The sequence below is a fragment of the Pseudomonadota bacterium genome (genome assembly GCA_016719885.1).
In the GTDB taxonomy this organism is placed as follows: domain Bacteria; phylum Pseudomonadota; class Gammaproteobacteria.
Window position 1 is genome coordinate 267,707 of record JADJYF010000004.1, and the last position, 17,398, is coordinate 285,104.

The 17,398-nt window shown below is 67.3% G+C and carries 17 protein-coding genes and 2 pseudogenes; 12 read left to right on the forward strand and 7 right to left on the reverse strand.

Annotated features, from left to right (window positions below):
- Positions 1 to 3 precede the first annotated feature (3 nt).
- The gene (locus tag IPM80_04920; protein MBK8957775.1) at positions 4 to 1,155 is read right to left on the reverse strand and encodes a phosphotransferase; all 1,152 of its coding nucleotides are present in this window, start codon (positions 1,153 to 1,155) and stop codon (positions 4 to 6) included.
- A gap of 44 nt (positions 1,156 to 1,199) precedes the next feature.
- The gene (locus tag IPM80_04925; protein ID MBK8957776.1) at positions 1,200 to 1,484 is read right to left on the reverse strand and encodes an antibiotic biosynthesis monooxygenase; all 285 of its coding nucleotides are present in this window, start codon (positions 1,482 to 1,484) and stop codon (positions 1,200 to 1,202) included.
- A 143-nt stretch (positions 1,485 to 1,627) separates the two neighbouring features.
- Here IPM80_04925 and IPM80_04930 point away from each other — a divergent pair, with 143 nt between their 5' ends.
- Entirely contained in the window at positions 1,628 to 2,422 is a 795-nt protein-coding gene (locus IPM80_04930) for an SDR family oxidoreductase (GenBank protein MBK8957777.1), read from the forward strand.
- Complete coding sequence (locus IPM80_04935; GenBank protein MBK8957778.1) at positions 2,419 to 3,753, forward strand: GTPase; 1,335 nt, start codon at positions 2,419 to 2,421, stop codon at positions 3,751 to 3,753. The genes IPM80_04930 and IPM80_04935 overlap by 4 nt, the downstream gene beginning before the upstream one ends.
- Positions 3,754 to 3,757: 4 nt before the next feature.
- On the opposite strand, the gene IPM80_04940 is transcribed toward IPM80_04935, so the two are convergent.
- On the reverse strand, positions 3,758 to 4,705 hold the full coding sequence (locus tag IPM80_04940) for a carbamate kinase (GenBank protein ID MBK8957779.1): 948 nt from the start codon (positions 4,703 to 4,705) through the stop codon (positions 3,758 to 3,760).
- 109 nt (positions 4,706 to 4,814) lie between these two features.
- Between IPM80_04940 and wecB the strand changes: the two genes are divergently transcribed.
- The 10 genes and pseudogenes from wecB (at position 4,815) to IPM80_04990 (ending at position 13,564) form a co-directional block, all read left to right on the forward strand.
- Complete coding sequence (gene wecB, locus IPM80_04945; protein ID MBK8957780.1) at positions 4,815 to 5,939, forward strand: UDP-N-acetylglucosamine 2-epimerase (non-hydrolyzing); 1,125 nt, start codon at positions 4,815 to 4,817, stop codon at positions 5,937 to 5,939.
- A 322-nt stretch (positions 5,940 to 6,261) separates the two neighbouring features.
- Complete coding sequence (gene yaiO, locus IPM80_04950; GenBank protein MBK8957781.1) at positions 6,262 to 6,930, forward strand: YaiO family outer membrane beta-barrel protein; 669 nt, start codon at positions 6,262 to 6,264, stop codon at positions 6,928 to 6,930.
- A gap of 2 nt (positions 6,931 to 6,932) precedes the next feature.
- Entirely contained in the window at positions 6,933 to 7,730 is a 798-nt protein-coding gene (locus IPM80_04955; protein MBK8957782.1) for a hypothetical protein, read from the forward strand.
- A gap of 37 nt (positions 7,731 to 7,767) precedes the next feature.
- A pseudogene (locus IPM80_04960) lies at positions 7,768 to 9,019 on the forward strand (glycosyltransferase family 2 protein).
- Positions 9,020 to 9,220: 201 nt separating this feature from the next.
- Positions 9,221 to 9,610 carry a hypothetical protein gene (locus tag IPM80_04965; protein MBK8957783.1) on the forward strand — a complete coding sequence of 130 codons (390 nt, stop codon included), beginning with the start codon at positions 9,221 to 9,223 and terminating at the stop codon, positions 9,608 to 9,610.
- Positions 9,538 to 10,125, forward strand: coding sequence for a polymer-forming cytoskeletal protein (locus IPM80_04970; protein MBK8957784.1), 588 nt, complete (start codon positions 9,538 to 9,540; stop codon positions 10,123 to 10,125). Before IPM80_04965 ends, IPM80_04970 begins: the two co-directional genes overlap by 73 nt.
- 72 nt (positions 10,126 to 10,197) lie before the next feature.
- Positions 10,198 to 10,503: a hypothetical protein gene (locus IPM80_04975; GenBank protein ID MBK8957785.1), complete on the forward strand. Its 306-nt coding sequence runs from the start codon at positions 10,198 to 10,200 to the stop codon at positions 10,501 to 10,503.
- A complete protein-coding gene (locus IPM80_04980) occupies positions 10,424 to 10,753 on the forward strand; it encodes a hypothetical protein (protein ID MBK8957786.1) in 330 nt (109 codons plus the stop codon). The genes IPM80_04975 and IPM80_04980 overlap by 80 nt, the downstream gene beginning before the upstream one ends.
- Before the next feature lie 153 nt (positions 10,754 to 10,906).
- Positions 10,907 to 11,752: a hypothetical protein gene (locus IPM80_04985; protein ID MBK8957787.1), complete on the forward strand. Its 846-nt coding sequence runs from the start codon at positions 10,907 to 10,909 to the stop codon at positions 11,750 to 11,752.
- A 180-nt stretch (positions 11,753 to 11,932) separates the two neighbouring features.
- Positions 11,933 to 13,564 (forward strand): annotated as a pseudogene (locus IPM80_04990) (amidohydrolase family protein).
- Between the two features lie 351 nt (positions 13,565 to 13,915).
- Here IPM80_04990 and IPM80_04995 read toward each other — a convergent pair.
- From IPM80_04995 to IPM80_05010, 4 genes are all read right to left on the reverse strand, one after another.
- Positions 13,916 to 14,686 (reverse strand): helix-turn-helix transcriptional regulator, encoded by a 771-nt coding sequence (locus IPM80_04995; GenBank protein ID MBK8957788.1) that lies wholly within the window; start codon positions 14,684 to 14,686, stop codon positions 13,916 to 13,918.
- An 89-nt stretch (positions 14,687 to 14,775) separates the two neighbouring features.
- Positions 14,776 to 16,209 carry an NAD(P)/FAD-dependent oxidoreductase gene (locus tag IPM80_05000; protein MBK8957789.1) on the reverse strand — a complete coding sequence of 478 codons (1,434 nt, stop codon included), beginning with the start codon at positions 16,207 to 16,209 and terminating at the stop codon, positions 14,776 to 14,778.
- Positions 16,210 to 16,227: 18 nt separating this feature from the next.
- Positions 16,228 to 16,557: a c-type cytochrome gene (locus IPM80_05005; GenBank protein ID MBK8957790.1), complete on the reverse strand. Its 330-nt coding sequence runs from the start codon at positions 16,555 to 16,557 to the stop codon at positions 16,228 to 16,230.
- Positions 16,558 to 16,894: 337 nt separating this feature from the next.
- The gene (locus tag IPM80_05010) at positions 16,895 to 17,266 is read right to left on the reverse strand and encodes a nuclear transport factor 2 family protein (protein MBK8957791.1); all 372 of its coding nucleotides are present in this window, start codon (positions 17,264 to 17,266) and stop codon (positions 16,895 to 16,897) included.
- Positions 17,267 to 17,398: the final 132 nt, after the last annotated feature.

A 17,398-nucleotide genomic window follows, 5' to 3' on the forward strand; every position in this document is an offset into this window, starting at 1 on the left:
TGCTCACACGCAATCCAGGCAGTCGAGATCGTCGAGCGCGGTGGCCATGCGCTTGATGAATTCCAGCGAGGTTTCGGCTGGCTGCATGGCCGGTGCATCCGGCGGCTGGCCGAGCGTGCCGGTCCACCAGGCGAGGGCCGCGAACATCTGCTGGCGATAGCGCAGGAAGGTGGTGTCGAAGTCGAGCTTGGGCCCGCCGGCGCGCGCGAACTCCTCGCAGTAATAGCGGATGAGATCGCGTTCCCACAGGCGTCGTTTGTCGACCGACAGGCTGGTGCCGATGCAATAGGCGAGATCGCGCCCGCCATTGCCCTTGGCGGTGTTCTGCCAGTCGTTGATGCCCATCTCGCCGGCCGGCGTGATGTACCAGTTCTTCAGATGCACGTCCGAATGGTTGAGCCCGCGCGGCATGGTCTTGTGCAACTCGGTGCAACGCAGCGTGGCCGGCCACACTTCGGCCTCGCGTTTGAACAGGCGCGGCGGGATCACCGCCTCGGCCATGGTGAAGCCACGGATGCAGGCATCGGTGAAGCCGGCGTCGTCGCAGGTGATGGTGAAGAAGTCTTCCCACAGCGAGAACGGCTTCAACGTGGTGTCGAGCTCGGGGCTCTGGTAATAGCGACTGTGCAAGGTCGCGAACAGGCGCATCTGGCTTTGCGCGTGGGCGAGGCTCAAATCGGTGTCGAGACGACAGAACTCCACCTCGTCCTTCATGTCGCGCATCATGATGATGGAGTTGAGCGTGGCCGGATCGAAGCGCGCGAACAGCGCGACCGGCGCGATCACGGGCAGGGTCGGGCGCACCAGGTTGTAGAAATTGACTTCCGCCTGCACGCCTTCGTTCATGCCCAGCATGTAACGGCTTTCCAGGCTCTGGGTGCCCTTGCAGAACAATTTGTCCGGCAAACCGGCGGCCTGGCCGGCGCCGTTCCATTCGATGGCGATGCGGCGACGGTTGGAGGTGCCGTCGTCGACCGGCCCGAGGCTGTAGGACACCACCGCCGCGCCGGCCTCGTGCCGCGCCAGCACGGCGGTCAGCCATTCCGGTGTGATCGACTCGTAGGTGAAGGGCAGATGCTCGATGGTGGTCGGACGTTTCTGCGCGCGGCGCTCTTCGTCGTAGCGCTGTTTGATTTCGGCGAAGGAGATGGTCATGGTGTTCCTTGTTGCGTGTGCCGGGTGGGGGCAAGGGCCGCGGATCAGACTTCGCGCAGTACCTGCACCTGCGGGCGCCCGTCCATGAATTCACCCATCTTGCGGCCGTATTCCTTGAAATGCGGCGCGGCGCGATGGGCCTCGACCGCGGCCTCGTCCTTGTAGCGCTCCATGAACACGTAGGTGTCCTCGGCGTCGGCGCGGCACAGGATGTAGAGCAGGCAGCCCGCTTCGTTGGCGTTCACTTCCCGCGCCAGCATCCTGGCGACTTCTTCGAAGGCGGCGCCCTGGCCGGGTTTGGTCTTGATGGTGGCGACGATGCCGATCATGCTTGGCTCCTGGTGCTTGGGTGTGGAACGGCGATGATAGCGCCGCACGCCACGGCTGCGAATTCGTGCCGCGCCGCGCGCCGTCGACGCGCGGCGCCGGTGTATAGTCGCCGGGCGCGGCAATTCGAGCGGGGCAGGTGGCGATGGCGAGACTCAAGGACAAGGTTGCGATCGTGGTCGGCGCCGGCCAGACGCCGGGCGACACCATCGGCAATGGCCGTGCCACCGCCATCCGCTTCGCCGAGGAGGGCGCCACGGTGCTGCTGGTCGACAAGCACCAGGAGTCGGTCGAACAGACCCTGGTGATGCTCGAAGCGCGCGGCGGGCGCGGCAGCGTGCTGTTGGCCGATGTCACCGACGAGGCGCAGTGCCAGGCCATCGCCCACACCTGCGTGCACCGCTACGGGCGCATCGACATCCTGCACAACAACGTCGGCACCGGCGCCGGTGACTGCGGTCCGACGCAGATGAGCGAGGAGACCTGGGATCGCATCTTCGCCATCAACCTGAAATCGGTGATGTTCACCTGCAAGCACGTGCTGCCGGTGATGCGTGCGCAGGGCGCCGGCAGCATCGTCAATATTTCCTCGATTGCCGCCATCGCCTCGACCGGGCTGGTCAGCTACAAGGCCTCCAAGGCCGCGCTCAATGCCTATACCCAGAGCCTCGCCACCGGCGGCGCCCGCCATGGCATTCGCGCCAACGTCATCATGCCGGGGCTCATGAACACGCCGATGGCGATCGAGACCTATGTCGCCGCCGGTTTCGATCGCGCCAAGCTCATCGAACAGCGCAATGCCAGCGTGCCGCTCGGCCGCCAGATGGGCTCGGCCTGGGACGTGGCGAACGCGGCCCTGTTCCTCGCTTCCGACGAGGCGCGCTTCATCACCGGCGTGTGCCTGCCGGTCGACGGCGGGCAGTCGGTGATGATCGGATGAGCCGTCGCCGGGTCGTGATCCTGGGCGCCGCCGGGCGCGACTTTCATAACTTCAACACCGTCTACCGCGACGATCCGCACTACGAAGTGCTGAGCTTCACCGCCGCGCAGATCCCGGACATCGCCGCGCGTCGCTACCCGGCCGAGCTGGCCGGCGCGCTCTATCCGCACGGCATTCCCATCGTCGAGGAAACGCAATTGGGCGCGCTGCTGGCCGGCGCGGCGGTCGATGAAGTGGTGTTTGCCTACAGCGACGTCAAGCATGTCGAGGTCATGCACCGCGCTTCGGCGGCCTTGGCGGGCGGCGCTGATTTCACCTTGCTGGGGCCGCGCCGCACCATGCTGGCGGCGCGTGTACCGGTGATCGCGGTGTCGGCGGTGCGCACCGGCTGCGGCAAGTCGCAGACCAGCCGCGCGCTGGCGGGTTGGTTGCGTGGGCATGGCCTGCGCGTGGTGGTGTTGCGCCATCCCATGCCCTATGGCGATCTGGCGCGGCAGGCGGTGCAACGCTTCGCGACGCGCGCCGATCTCGATGCCGCGCGGTGCACGGTCGAGGAACGGGAGGAGTACGAACCGCATCTCGCCAGCGGCAGCGTGGTGTATGCCGGCGTCGACTACGCCGCGATCCTCGCGCGCGCGCAGGATGAAGCCGACGTCCTGTTGTGGGACGGTGGCAACAACGACTTTCCGTTCGTGCGGCCCGATTTGCACATCGTGCTGGTCGATGCGCTGCGGCCCGGCGACGAGTGCGCCTATCACCCCGGCGAAAGCGTGTTGCGCATGGCCGATATCGTGATCGCCGCCAAGTGCGACCAGGCGAGCAGCGAGGCGGTGGGCCAGGTGCTGGCCGCGGCCGCCGCCGTCAATCCGCGCGCCCGGTGTTTGCGCGGCGCTTCACCGTTGCGCCTCGACGCCGCCGCGCGGGTGCGCGGCAAGCGTGTGCTGGTGGTGGACGATGGTCCGACCCTGACCCATGGCGGCATGGCCTACGGCGCGGGGCTGGTGGCGGCACGCGCGGCGGGCGCCGCGGCCATCGTCGATCCGCGCGCGAGCGCCACGCCGGCGATGGCGGCCGTATTCGAACGCTATCCGCATCTCGATGCCGTGCTGCCGGCGCTCGGTTACGGCGCGCGGCAGCTGGCCGAGCTGGCGGCGACCATCAACGCCAGCGATGCCGAACTGGTGGTGGCCGCCACGCCCTGCGACCTGGCGGCGCTGGCGCCCATCACCAAGCCGGTGTTGCGCGTGCGTTACGACTACGCGGATCTCGATGCGCCGGGGCTGCGCGGCGAGGTGGAGCAATTCCTGCGCGAGCGCGGGCTCACGCGCTGAGACCTCACCACCAACACGCCGGGTGGCGGCCGGCCACGATCCGGGTGCCGGCGCGACCGGCGAGTATCGCCTCCGCGTCTTCGAGTCGCCCAATCGCCGCCACGCCGTCGCCGGCCTCGACAAACTCGCAGGCCGCCGCCACCTTGGGCGCCATGCTGCCGGCGGCGAACACCTGGCGCGCGAGTTCGCTGCTGCCGATGCTGCGCAACGCGCGTTGATTGTCGCCACGCCAGTCGCTGTACAGCGCATCGACATCGGTCAACAGCAGCAGCGCGCTGGCCTCGAGTTGGCGCGCGAGCAGCGCGCTGGCCGCATCCTTGTCGATCACCGCTTCGACGCCATCGAGTCGCCCGGCCGCATCGCGCACTACCGGGATGCCGCCGCCGCCCGCGCAGATCACCACCGTGTCGGTGGCCAGCAGCTGGGCAACGACGCGCAGTTCAACCACGCTCCGCGGCCGCGGCGAAGCCACCGCGCGGCGCCAGCCGTTGCCGTCCGGCAGCATCCGCCAGCCGCGCGCCGCGGCGATGGCGTGCGCCTCGTCGGCGGCGTAGACCGCGCCTATCGGTTTGCCCGGCCGTGCGAACGCGGGGTCGTCGGCCGCCACTTCGATCTGCGTGATGAGCGTGACGCAGGCGCGCTCGCGCGGCAGTTGATTGGCCAGCTCCTGCTGGATGAGGTAGCCGAGCATGCCTTCGGTCTCGGCATCGAGCACGTCGAGCGGGTAGTGACCGGCATGGGTGTCGCCCTCGCGTTCCAGCGCCAGCAGGCCGACCTGCGGACCATTGCCATGGGTCACCAGCAGTTGCCGGCCGGCGGCCAGCGGCGCCAGCGCACGCGCCGCCAGGCGCGCATTGGCGCGCTGCGTGGCGGCGTCGGCGGTTTCGCCACGACGCAACAGGGCATTGCCGCCGAGCGCCGCGACCAGCAGCGGCGTGCGCGCTCCACTCATTCTCGTCCCCGCTTGGTGATGGACACGATGTTTACTGTAACCCGCGGTGCTCGCCTTGCCGCGGCCGCGGGCGGCTCTTACAGTGCCGCGGTGGGGACTCGATCTGGGATTGTCATCGCCGCGAGCGCGCGTCGTCGCCGTGCTGGGCACGCGCCCCGAGGCCATCAAGTTCGCACCGGTGCTGGCGGCGTTCGCGGCGCAGCAGGCGCTGCGTTGCGAAACCATCGTCACCGGTCAGCAGGCCGACCTGTTGCGCGACCAGCTCGCGGCGCTGGACATCACGGTGCACCACCGCCTCGACGTCATGCAGCCCGGGCAGGGCGTCGATGCGCTGCTCGCCACCACCGCACGGCTGCTCACGCCGCTCATCGCGCGCCTCGCGCCGCGCGCGGTGCTGGTGCAGGGCGACACCACCACCGCGCTGGCGGCCGCGCTGGTGGCGGCGTCGCTGCGCATCCCGGTCGTGCACATCGAGGCGGGGCTGCGCAGCTTCAATCTCCACAGTCCCTACCCGGAGGAGGCCAACCGCCTGCTCATCACTCACGCCAGCACCCTGCATTGCGCGGCCACCGCCGACAACGTCGTCAATCTCGTCAATGAAGGCATCGCGCCGGAAGCCATCGTGCTGTGCGGCAACCCCATCGTCGACGCCCTGGCCCATGGCTTGCCGACGGCGCGGCCGGGCGCGATGTTGGCGGCGCTGCTGGCGCGCCATGCCGGACGTCGCGTGCTGTGCCTGACGCTGCACCGGCGCGAGAATCTCGGCCAGCGCCTGGCGGGCTACGTGCGCGCGGTGCGCGACTTCGTGGCCGCTCACCCGGACACCGTGCTGGTGGCGCCGGTGCACCCCAACCCGCAGGTCGCGCCGGTGCTGCACGCCATGCTCGACGGGCAGCCACGGGTCGAACTCATCGCGCCGCTCGGCTACCAGGAGTTCCTGGCGCTGCTCGCCGCCAGCAGCCTGGTGCTGTCGGATTCCGGCGGCGTGCAGGAGGAGGTCGCCGCGATCGGCGTGCCCTTGCTGGTGCTGCGCGATTGCACGGAACGCGTCGAGATCCTCGCCACCGGCCTCGCGCGCCTGGCGCCCGATCCGGCCGCGCTGGCGGCGATGCTGGCCGACGGCGCGCCGTGGCCGGCGCGACGGGCGCTGCCCCATAACCCCTTCGGTGACGGCCACAGCGGGCCGCGCATCGTGCGCGCCGTGGCGCGCATGCTCGCCGCGCGCAACTTCTGAACTCGACCCGCGCCGCGCTCAGCCGGGTCTCGGGCGCAGGCCCGATTCTTCCGCTCGCTTGCCCTGGCTCATGGACTTCCGGGGTATATCCGCCAAGAAAAATTAATAAGTCGCGATAGGTCTATGAATCCTATAACATATCCACGGATTTTTACTTGCGCGAGCAACGGAGCATCGAATGTTCGAGCCGAGCAGCCGCCGGCGCCGACCGCTTCGTGTCCTGCGAGCCGCCGTGGTGGCGTGCGCGGGATCCGTCGCGCTCGCGGGCCAGGCCGCGGAGGGAGTCGGGGGCGAACTGGAAGCGGGCGGCATTTATTACAACGTGAATGACGGCTTTGCCGACACGCGCGGCGCCTACCTGCGTGGCCGCCTGGACACGGGCGCCAGCGACCAGTGGCGCGCCGAGGCCAACGAGCTGTCGCGCTTCGGCGATGAGGGCTTCTACGGCGCGCTCGGCAATGTCCACCAGTTCGGTCCCGACTGGTTTACCTCCGTCAACATCGGTTCGAGTTCGGGTGGCTTCTACTGGCCGCGCCTGCGCACCGACGTCAGCGTCAGCCGGCGCTGGCTGCCGGGACGCAATCTCGTCACCACGCTCGGCGTCACCTGCTTCGATGCCAAGGACATCCATACCGACACCGGCTTCAAGGCCGAAGCGGTGTGGTACAGCGCCTCGAAGTGGATAGTGCAGGCCGGCACCACCTACAACATCAGCCACCCCGGCGCGGTCGGCTCGGCCTCGGGCTACGTGGCGCTGTCCCATGCCGAGAATGGCAAGCGCATCGTCACGGCGCGCTTAGGCGGCGGTGAACAGGCCTACCAGCCGTTCGCCGACAACCGCTTCAACGTCGGCATCAGTTTTGGCGAGCTGCGCGTGAGCTGCAAACAGTGGCTGGGCAAGCGCTGGGGTATCAACGTGTCCGCCGACAGCTATGTCAGCAGCACCTATGACCAGCATGGCGTAGAGCTTGGTCTGTTCCAGGAATTCTGAACATGGCGCGCGCGCCCGGTACGCCGTGGGGCTTGCTGGAGCGGCTGCGCTACCAGAGCCATTCGGGGCGCGTGATACGTCGCCATCGCGCCCTGCATCGCCTCGAGTTCCGGCGCGCGAGCCTGCTCCATCCGCTGCTGCTGGTCGGTGGCAGCTACCTCGCGCTGTGGCTGGGCGCCGATTACATCACCGCCTTCTGGCGCTGGGAGTTCGCGTTCTGGCTGCCGCGCCTCGATCTGCCCGCCGCGCTCGACACCCAGACCCGCGTGCTGTTCGGACCGCTGGCCTACAGCGTACCGTTTCCGGCCTTGAGCGGCAGCGCGCCCGACATCGACACCCTGCGCGCCAGCGTCGCGGCCTGCGCCTTGATCATGCTGGTGGCGTTTCTCACCATGCGCGGTCGCATGCTGCCCATCGGCTATCTCTTGTGGGGCGCGTGCCTCGTGCAGTTCCTGACCTCGGCGCTGTTCTGGCTGGCGCCCGCGCCGTTCGCCTACAGTCTCGCCAGCCATGTCGCCAACGGCCTCGAATACGCGCTGGTGCTGGTGTTGTTCGTGCCCTTGCTGCTGTCGTTCTCCTATTACGTGTTCGAATACTCGCTGCCGAAGAAAATCGCCGGCACGCTGTTGATCATCGCCGGCATCGTGCTGGTCACGCCCTTTCAGTACCTCGTGCATGTGCTCCTCATCGAGGCCGGCTCGCTGTTGCTGCTGCCGCTGTTGTACGTGTTGTTCGGGCTGTTGTTCGATATCGGCGTGTTCATCGCGCTGTACGCGTGGGTGGTGAGTTGGGAGTCATGACATGAGTGGCCTTGCCCCTCACGCTGTCGTACTTGCGCTGAAGTGCGTGGTGTATTTCGTGCTGGTGCTGATGATCGTCTACACCCTGCGCCACGTGCTGTTCACCATGAATCGCCTGTTCGGCCGCCAGCGCCATCCCTATCTCGACATCGATACCGCCGACTGGCCGTTCGTGACGGTGGTGGTGCCGGCCCACAACGAAAGCGTGGTGATCGCCCATGCGCTCGACGCCCTGGCGGACGTCGACTATCCCACTGAGCGTTACGAAGTGGTGGCGGTCGACGATCGCTCCAGCGACGACACCTGGGCGGTGATGAGCGCCGCATGTGAACGGCATCCCGAGGTGTTGCGCATCCTGCGTCGCAGCGAGGGCATGCCGGGGCAAGGCGGCGGTGCTGAAGGAAGTGTCGGAAGCGCTGGATTCCGATGTGCTCATCGTGTTCGACGCCGACTACGTGCCGGGGCGTGGCCTCATCAAGCAGATTGCCGCGCCGTTCTTCGACGCCGAGGTGGGCGCGGTGATGGGACGCGTGGTGCCGCACAACACGTCGAGCAACCTGCTCACGCGCCTGCTCGACCTGGAACGCGCCGGTGGTTACCAGGTCGACCAGCAGGCGCGCATGAATCTCGGCCTGCTGCCGCAATACGGCGGTTCGGTGGGCGGCGTGCGGCTGTCGGCGCTGCGCGCGGTGGGCGGCTGGCGCGTCGATGTCTATGCGGAAGACACCGACCTTACCTATCGGCTGATGCTGGCCGGCTTCAAGACCGTCTACGAGAATCGCTGCGAGTGCTACGAAGAAGTGCCGGAAGTGTGGCAGGAGCGCAATCGTCAGATCATGCGCTGGGCCAAGGGCCACAACCAGGTCGCGCTGCGTCACCTCGGCCGCACGCTGCGCGCGCCGGGCATGGGCTTGTTCGAACGCCTGGACGCCGTGCTGCTGCTCGGCGTGTACATGTTGGCGCCGCTGCTGTTGCTGGGCTTTGTATCCGCGTTTGCCTTGTTCCTGCTCGGTGAGCCGGTGCTGCGCGGCGGCGCGCTGGTGGTGTTTGGCCTGGTGTCGTTCAGCGCGCTCGGCAATTACGCGGCTTTCTTCGAGATCGCGGCGGCGCTGCACCTCGATGGCTCGCGCAAACGCCTGCGCCTGTTGCCGCTCAATTTCCTCAACTTCCTGGTCAGCCTCATCAACATCACGCGCGCCTGCGCCTCGCTGTTGTTCGACGACACGCTCAGGCGGCGCGAACTGCGCTGGGACAAGACCGCGCGCTATCGCGTCAACGGCCATTCGTGATGATGTGGCATGCGCTGTTCTGGGTGCTGGCGCTCTTGGTGTGCACGGCGCCGTTCATGCCGGCGCTGCGCGAATGGCTCAACGGCAGCGACGCGGCGCCGCTGGTGGTGGTGCGCGCGAGCAGAACGCAACATCCGCCATTTCGCCGCTTCGTTCTTCGACCAGATCCAGAATTTCTTCGAGCGCGAAGGCATCGACCCTTTGTCACCGCCGCCCGATTACGAGGGTGAGTTCCGCCCTGGCCAGCGCTTCCTGCTGCTCGGGCCGGACAGCCGACCGCAGTGGTCGGACGAGATCCGGCGCACGCGCCTGGTCGACACGCTCCTGATCGGCTGCGGCGACCTGATGGTGGAAGGTGGCTATGTCTACGAGCAGGAGATCTATTGCGGCGGCCAGCTCTACGGTGGCGCCAATGCCACGTTTCGCGCCGTCTATGCCGGCACCGACCTGGTACTGGGCCAGAACTGCACGGTGGCGCGCTGGCTGCACTCCCGGGGCCATGTGCACATTGGCCGCGATTGCACGGTGTATGGCCGCATCTCAGCACGTCCTCGATCACGCTCGCGCCCGGCACGCGTTTTCAGCGTTTGAATGCCGAGGTGGTGCGCTTCGCCTCGGACGCCGCGGTGGCGGGTGGTCTGAACATGCAGCGACCGCCGCCGATCCCGTGGACCCTGCCGAAAACCGTGCGCCACCTGGACGAGCACACGGTGGCGGTGGCCTCGGATCTCAAGCTCTACACGGCAACCCGCGTCGACAGCCACCTGGTTGCCGAAGGGCGCCTCGAGGTCGGCACGAGCTCGGAACTGAACTGCAGCAATATCAAGGCTCGCACCGCCCTGGTGCTGGGCGCCGGATGCGTGGTACGCGGCGCCCTGGTATGTCAGGCCCCCATCACCATCGGCCCCGGTTGCCTGGTGAAGGCCCGGTGGTGTCCGGAGTCCACCATCTCGATCGCGGCCGGCAGCGTGATCGGCACGCCGGGACTCGCGACCACGGTCACAGCTCCGCGCATCCGCGTGGAGTCGGGGTGTCAGGTGTCCGGTACCCTATGGGCGACGGCCGAAGGCGTGGTCGACGCGCCGTCGCGGCGCGCCGCTGTGTAAATTCTTGTTGCAGCTCACGGATGACACAATTGTTAGAGAGACGGGTGACCTGGCATGGCGATAATTACAGACATGAAAAACTCACGATACACGCGTCGCGGCCAGGGACTGGCGGCATTGGCCCTGGTCTCCATTGCGCCCGTGGCGCTGGCCGACAGTCTCACCTGGAGTGCCACTGACGGCGCCTGGGAAAACGGCGCCAACTGGTCGGGCGCCGCCGTGCCCGGCGCCGACGATTTCGTCGCCATCGATTACACCGGCAGCGTCACGTCCTCGGCCACCGGCAATATCGCCGGAAGTGTCGAACCACAGCGCGCTGGGCATAGGCGCGGGCAAACTCACGGTGGTCGGCACGCTCGCCAGTTTTCGGCGCGGTGAGCGTCGACGGCGGCGCCCTGCTCGATGCCGGGCGCATCATCATCAAAGCGGCGGCGCGCTGCACGCGGCCGATCTCGGCACCACGGTGCAGGTGGTGCAGGGCATCTTCAATCACGGTGACTGGCGCATGAGCGGCGGCGCCATCGCCAGCGCCGAAAGCTTCGACAACTTCGCCACCTTGCGCTTCGAAAGCGACGGCAAGGCCGCCGCCAACAGCGCCGATCAACCACGCCGGCGCGACGTGCCGTGATCGGCGCCGGCGGCATGATCGCCATTCGGCAACCTCACCAATGACGGCAGCCTCGAAGTCAAGACCGCGGCGCAGCTCGGGACCATAGCATCGACAACAAGGCCTCGATGCTGGTCGAGGCGGAGGGCAGGTGCAGACCAAACAGCCAGATCAATGACGGCAGCCTCCGAAGTTACGGGCATCGACGCCGAGTACATCGCGCAGGACGTGGTGACCAATCGCGGCAGCGTGAAAGTGCTGGCCGGCGCGAGCGCCAATATCGACACCGTGGACAACCATGCGTCTTTCATCGTCGACGGCGCGCATCTCGATGCGGTCAATTTCAACAACGATACCGATGGCGCGCTGACCTTGAGCAACGGCGCGACGGTGAGCCTCGGTGAAGTGCTGAGCGCCAGCCGCTTCGGCATCAGCATCGACGGCGTGCAGGCGCGCCTCGATACCGTCAAGTTCCAGCAACTGCTTGGCGCCACTTCCATCAACGGCGGCACGCTCGGCGCCAGCGACGCGTTCGGTGTGCAGATCGCCGGCGGCGAGTTGCGCGAGTCACGGCAGCATAGACGGCCGCAGGTCGTCACCGTCGACGGTCTGCTGACACCGGGTGACGCGCTGGATGCCAGCGGCGAGTTCGATATCGCCGCGGGCCTCGCGCTGTTGGGCGGCAGCTTCGCCGTCGACCTGGGCGGCACGGCGCGTGCCGAGCACGATGTCCTCGATGTGCACGGCGATGCGACCCTGGGCGGCATACTGAGCGTATCGCTGCTGGCGGGATACCGACCGGTGTTGGGGGACGCCTTCGACATCATCCTCGCCGACAGCATCAGCGGTGCGTTCGGCAACATCCTGCTGCCGACGCTCGGCAATGGTCTCAAGTTCACGACTCTGAACGGTGGCACCTTTTTCCGTGTACAGGTCGCGGCGGTGCCGCTGCCGGCGCCGGCGCTGCTGCTCGGCGGCGCATTGGCGGTGCTGGGGGGGCTCTCCCGCCGCCGCCTGTAGGTGCGAATTCATTCGCACATTTAACGGCGCCGCGATGTGCCGTGCAGAGCCCGCCAATGTGCGAATGAATTCGCACCTACGGGTGCGTGAGCCGGTCTCTATAACCCCGCTTCGTGTGTTTCGCTGAACCTTCCCCTGCGGTTACCCTCATGACTGGCTCATGGCACAGGGGAGACACGCATGGCCCTCGATCTGCTCATCAAGAACGGCACGGTGGTCGATGGCAGCGGCGCGCCGCGCTACCAGGCCGACGTCGGCGTGCTGGACGGCCGCATCGTCAGCATCGGCAAGAGCGACGACAGCGCCAAACGCGTGATCGACGCCGCCGACTGCGTGGTCGCGCCGGGCTTCATCGATCCCCATACCCATTACGACGCGCAGATGTGCTGGGACAACGCCGCCACGCCCTCGCCCTGGCACGGCGTGACCAGCGTGGTGATGGGCAATTGCGGGGTCGGCATCGCGCCGTGTCGACCCGAAGCGCGCGAGATCGCGATGCGCGATCTGGTCAACGTCGAGGCGATTCCCTTCGAAGTGCTGGAGCGCGGCATCACCTGGGATTTCGAAACCTTTCCCGAATTCATGGCCGCCGCAGCGCGTCGCCAGCCCGGCGTGAATCTCGCGTTTCTCGCGCCGCTGACGCCGTTCCGTCATTACGTGATGGGCGATGCCTCGATGGAGCGCGCCGCCAGCGGCGACGAAACCGCGCGCATCGCCGCCTTGCTCGGCGAGGCGATGGATGCCGGCGCGTTTGGTTTTTCCAGCACCGTGCTCAATCAGCACATGGGTTTTGGCGGCCGACCGCTGGCCTGTCGCAATGCCAGTCACGCCGAGTATCGCGCCTACGGCGAAGTGCTGAAGGCGCGCGGCAAGGGTGCGGTGGAAGTGGCGCTGACGCGCCAGATAGCGGTGCTCGAAGATGATGGCTATGAATTGCTGGACGTGCTGCTGGCGGCCAGCGGTCGGCCGGTGACCTTCATCGCCATGTTCGATCGCGACGACATCCCCGAAGCGGTGCGCGACACCCTCGCCAAGGTCGCGCCGCTGATCGCGCGCGGCGCGCGGCCGCAGACCTCGCCGTTGCCGTTGACCCGTGAATTGAACATGCGCAATCCGTTCGTGTTCGCGCCCTTCCCGTCGTGGCGCGCCCTGTTCGTCGACCAGTCCAAGCCCGCGCAGCGCGCGATATATGCCGATCCGGACTTCCGCGCACGTTTTCGCGAGGATCTGAAACGGCCGCAGACTTTCGGCAACTGGACACGGGTGCGCGTGCACGAAGTGCGCAAGGCCGAACTCAAGGGCTATGAAGGCCGGACCATCGACGAGATCGCGAAGGCCGAGGGCAAGGACCCGGTCGATGCCTTCCTTGATCTCACGCTGGCCGACGACCTGGACAACGAGTTCATCCTCTCGACCTTCAATCATCGCGTCGACCGCATGAAGGAGATCCTCGCCAACCGTGACATGTTGCTCGGTCTCGGTGACGGCGGCGCGCATCTCGACATCCTGTGCGACGCCGGCTATCCGACCTACCTGCTCGGCACCTGGGTGCGCGAACACGGCGCCTTGAGTCTCGAGGAAGGCGTGCGGCGCCTGTGCGGCGACCCGGCGGATTTCTTCGGCATCCGCGACCGCGGACGACTGGCGGTGGGGCTCGCCGCCGACATCACGGTGTTCGATCCTGCCACCGTCGGCTCCAGCAACCGCGGTGAACGGCGCTACGACCTGCCCGGCGGCGCGAAGCGCATCGTCATGCCGTCGCGCGGCATCCTGCATACCATCGTCAATGGCGAGACCCTGTACGAGAACGGCGCGCTGACCGACGCGCGGGCAGGGGCAGGTGCTGCGATCGTCCAGCCGCCGCCCCACCAGGGGCGCCCCCCCCCCCCCCCCGGCCCCCGGCGCAGGGTCGGCTCAGGAGGCGGCCCCGGCCGGTCGCCAGGCCGGGGGGGGGGGGGGGGGGGGGGGGGGGGGGGGGGGGGGGGGGGGAGTCGCCCCGCGCCGGTGGCGGGGCCGCGAGACAACGGCGCGGGGGCCCGGGGCCCCCCCCCCCCCACCCGCCCGCGCGGGTGGGTCATCCCTGACCCTCGGCATCGACGCATCCCGCGAACGATGCCGACTGGCGCGGCGGGCGGTGCGAGCAACGCTCGTCGACCCGCCGCGTCAAGCTAAGACGCCGCCCGGCGTGCCGCACTCGCGCAAGGGCGGCAACGCGCTGCGAATCAAAGCCACCAGTTCGCCCTGCTTATGCACGCCGAGCTTTTCGTAGATTCTTTTCAGCGTGAAACGCGCGCTCTCATAGGTGACGCCGGCGCAGGCCGCGGCCTTGTGCACCGAGTCGCCATCGGCGAGGCCGACCGCAATGCGCGATTCGGCCGGCGTGAAGCCGAACATCGCGCGTACGCGCGCTTCGTGGGCGTGGGCGGGCCTCGCGTCGAGGTCGCTGACATAGAGCGTGGCGGCGGCGCCGGTGCGATGACGCAAGGCGTCGGCGGCGGTTTCGACAATGACCCCATAGGCGCCGCGCGCGGCACCTCGCACCAGCATCGCGCCACCGCGCGGCTGGTGGTGGGCAAGCGCGCCGTACAACAGCGTGTGCAAGCGACGCGATTCGCAGGCCCGTGTCGCGGTCACGCGCTCCTGCACGAGTTTGAGGACATGGCCGTGCTGCAGGATGGCCTGCGCCGCGGCGTTGCAGAGCACAAGCTTGCCGGCGCCGTCGACCACCACCACGCCACAGGCCAGGCGCTCGAGCGCATCGCCACAGATCTCGCCGCGCGGGTCTTGCTCCAGCCGACGCGGCGACCCACCGTCGCCACGTCCGGCATGGGGCACGGCCGCCATGCGACCCCCCGTATCCGCGACCGCCGGCAACGTGCTCGTGGTCTCGTGGAATTCCGCGCACGGACTCGACGGTGCTTGATGTCGATCCATCCCTTCCTCCTCGCACGCGCAGGCGTGTGTTGGGTCAACGCGCGCGTTACGGCGCGCCGTCGACGTTCCCTGGTATGTCGGGGAACAGGCTAGGCCGCGAGGAAAAATGCTGAAATGACAAAACCCACAGTGGCGGATTGTCTGGCTCGCGGGTGGATGTCTGCACGCATGGCGGGCGCGCCACCGTCCGCGGCGGGACGGCGGCGCGTGGCGCAGGCGGACTTCAGGCAAAGCTGTCGGAAAAACAGGCTGTCGGCCCAGGTGAACATGTCCTGGTAGTTATCCTGGTTGACTTGCCCCGCAGGCGCTTCACCCAAATCGACGCGGTGCATGCCCTTGCCCTTGACCGCGCCGCTGGTGTCGTAGATGTCGCCATACAGAAAGTTGGCTGACAACCACGAGGCGCTGCGCGCGGTGATCGGACTGTAGCAGGCCGAACTGGTCGCGACGTTGCGGTCCGGCGCTTCGCCGTTCAGGGCACGCACGATCGCGTCGGCGCAGACCTTTGCTTCGGAATTGGCCATGTGCCCCGATTTCGGCACGGCCTTGCCATCGCTGGCCGGCACCGCGCTGGCATCGCCGATGACATGCACGTTGGGGTAGCCGGCAATGCCATAGGTCAGCGCATCGACCGGCACAAAACCACTGGCATTGACGCCCAGCGAGGCCGCGATGCCGCCGGCCCGATGCTGCGGAATGATGTTCAGCACCTTGGCATTGCTGAAGCTCATGGCGCTGGTGCGTATGCTCCTCGAGGCCGAGTCGACCGACAGCACGTTGGCATTGGGCACATAGAGGATGCGGCCCGCGTGGGTGACGTTGAACGCGCGCGTGAAAGCCTCGGGCTCGGCCTGGATGCCGGCATTGGCATCGAGCACCACCACCATCGCGCCGCTGCGATTCTTGCGCTTGAGGTAGTCCGCCACCATGCACGCGCGCTCGTAGGGGCCGGGCGGGCAACGGTAGGGCGACTTGGGAATGGTCATGACGAAGCGATCGTTGTTGCCCATGGTCGCCAACTGGTTCCTGAGCAGCGTGGTCTGCGCACCGGCCTGCCAGGCATGCGGCGTGAGCGACGGGTTCCAGTTGCCGGGCGGCGCCACGAAATCGACGCCCGGTGCGACCACCAGGTGATCGTAATCGAGGCTCTTGTTGCCGGTCGGCGTGCTTATGGTGACGCGTCGGCCGGCAGGATCGATGGCCAGCGCCTTGCCCTGCACAACCGTCACTCCGCGGTTGGTGCCGAGCGCCTTGTAGCTGACGGTGATGCGGCTCATGTCCAGCAGCCCGGTCACCACCAGGTTGGAGAGGATGCACGACATGTGGGCAGTGGCCGGGTCGACCAGCGTGACACTGACGTTGCCGCCCCACAGTCGTAGGTACTTGGCGACCGAGGCGCCGCCGAAGCCACCGCCGATCACCACCACGCGCGGCGCCGCGGCGCGACTCACGCGCGGCAGCATGGCCATACCGCCCGCGATGCCGGCCATGCGCAAAAAGCTTCTTCTGTCGACATTCTTCATTGTCGTTTCCTCCACTGCTCAATCGCCGCTGCCGGGCAGGCTGGCGAAATAGTCGGCAATCGTGCGCAACTGCTGGTCGGTATAGCCGCGCGCCTGGCGATCCATGATCGATTCGATCCGCGTGCGGTATTTCATCTCCCGCAGTTCGCCGTACAGCTCCCGCGCCGACTCGCCCGCCAGCTCATCGAAGCCACGGCCGCTGCCGCCGGTGCCGTGGCATTGCGCGCATTGCGCGGCAAGCAAGCGCCCCGCCGGCGGCGCGGCGACAGCATGACCGCTGGCCGCGCAGGCAAGCACAAGAGCGATGACGGCAGGCAGTGGCCGTCGATGTCTTTGCTCCATCTTCATGATGTTCTCCTTTCGAACCCTGCCGCTCCCAACGATCGGCGATTCGGTTCGTCACCGGGAAGCTACGCGCTCGGGCGCCGACGAATGCCAAGCGAGTCGCAACTGCGGCACGCCTGTTCGCGCACAAGGTGAGCTTGCGAATCGACTCACAGTTCGAGCCAAACGCGAAAATTCGAAGATGAGTGATGAATGTGCATTCATTGCGTCAGAATTGATCTGGCGCAAGACATGTCTTGCAAATGTGGTGATGGGGGCGACGCGATGCGCAAGCGCCGCGCGTTGTCACGCGCGACGCATGTTCACGCGTGTTCGAGGTACAGGACGGCCAGCCGCGCCTTCAACCGTAATCGTGGTAGTCGATCACGCGTCCTTCGCGCATGGTCCAGATGCAGGCGAGTTCGAGTTTGACGGTCTCGCCTTTCTTCGCGAAGCCTTCGACGTCGTCCTTGGGCGTGCCTTCCCAGGTCAGCTCGCTGACCACGGTGTCGCCGGCCGCGAATTGGCGGCGCAGCGAATGGAAGCGCCGGTCGGGCAGGAGTTCGGCGAATTGACGCATGACGGTGAGCATGGCCTCGGCGCCGTGCAGCAGCGCGCCGCGATTGTGGTGTTCGACATGGATGTCGGGGCTCATGAGACTTGCCAGGATGTCGAAGTCCTTGGCGTTGTAGGCGGCTATCCAGCGGTTGGCGATGTCGAGCGGGGCGGTCATGGCGTGATCCTCGTGACGAATGCGCGCAAGCGTTGCGCGAGGACCGCGAGCCGTCAATTACCGGTCCGGGGACCCTGTAGGTGCGAATTCATTCGCACGTTCACGTGTGAGCCCCATCTGTCAGCGAGGCAA

Bases quoted from the DNA above. Each gene is read 5' to 3' on its own strand.
- IPM80_04955 (MBK8957782.1), top strand. From the start codon at position 6,933: ATGGCGCGCGCGCCCGGTACGCCGTGGGGCTTGCTGGAGCGGCTGCGC.
- IPM80_04935 (MBK8957778.1), top strand. From the start codon at position 2,419: ATGAGCCGTCGCCGGGTCGTGATCCTGGGCGCCGCCGGGCGCGACTTT.
- IPM80_04985 (MBK8957787.1), top strand. From the start codon at position 10,907: ATGACGGCAGCCTCCGAAGTTACGGGCATCGACGCCGAGTACATCGCG.
- IPM80_05000 (MBK8957789.1), bottom strand. From the start codon at position 16,209: ATGAAGAATGTCGACAGAAGAAGCTTTTTGCGCATGGCCGGCATCGCG.
- IPM80_04940 (MBK8957779.1), bottom strand. From the start codon at position 4,705: ATGAGTGGAGCGCGCACGCCGCTGCTGGTCGCGGCGCTCGGCGGCAAT.
- IPM80_04995 (MBK8957788.1), bottom strand. From the start codon at position 14,686: ATGGATCGACATCAAGCACCGTCGAGTCCGTGCGCGGAATTCCACGAG.
- IPM80_04925 (MBK8957776.1), bottom strand. From the start codon at position 1,484: ATGATCGGCATCGTCGCCACCATCAAGACCAAACCCGGCCAGGGCGCC.
- IPM80_04975 (MBK8957785.1), top strand. From the start codon at position 10,198: ATGAAAAACTCACGATACACGCGTCGCGGCCAGGGACTGGCGGCATTG.
- IPM80_05005 (MBK8957790.1), bottom strand. From the start codon at position 16,557: ATGAAGATGGAGCAAAGACATCGACGGCCACTGCCTGCCGTCATCGCT.
- IPM80_04930 (MBK8957777.1), top strand. From the start codon at position 1,628: ATGGCGAGACTCAAGGACAAGGTTGCGATCGTGGTCGGCGCCGGCCAG.
- IPM80_04920 (MBK8957775.1), bottom strand. From the start codon at position 1,155: ATGACCATCTCCTTCGCCGAAATCAAACAGCGCTACGACGAAGAGCGC.
- IPM80_05010 (MBK8957791.1), bottom strand. From the start codon at position 17,266: ATGACCGCCCCGCTCGACATCGCCAACCGCTGGATAGCCGCCTACAAC.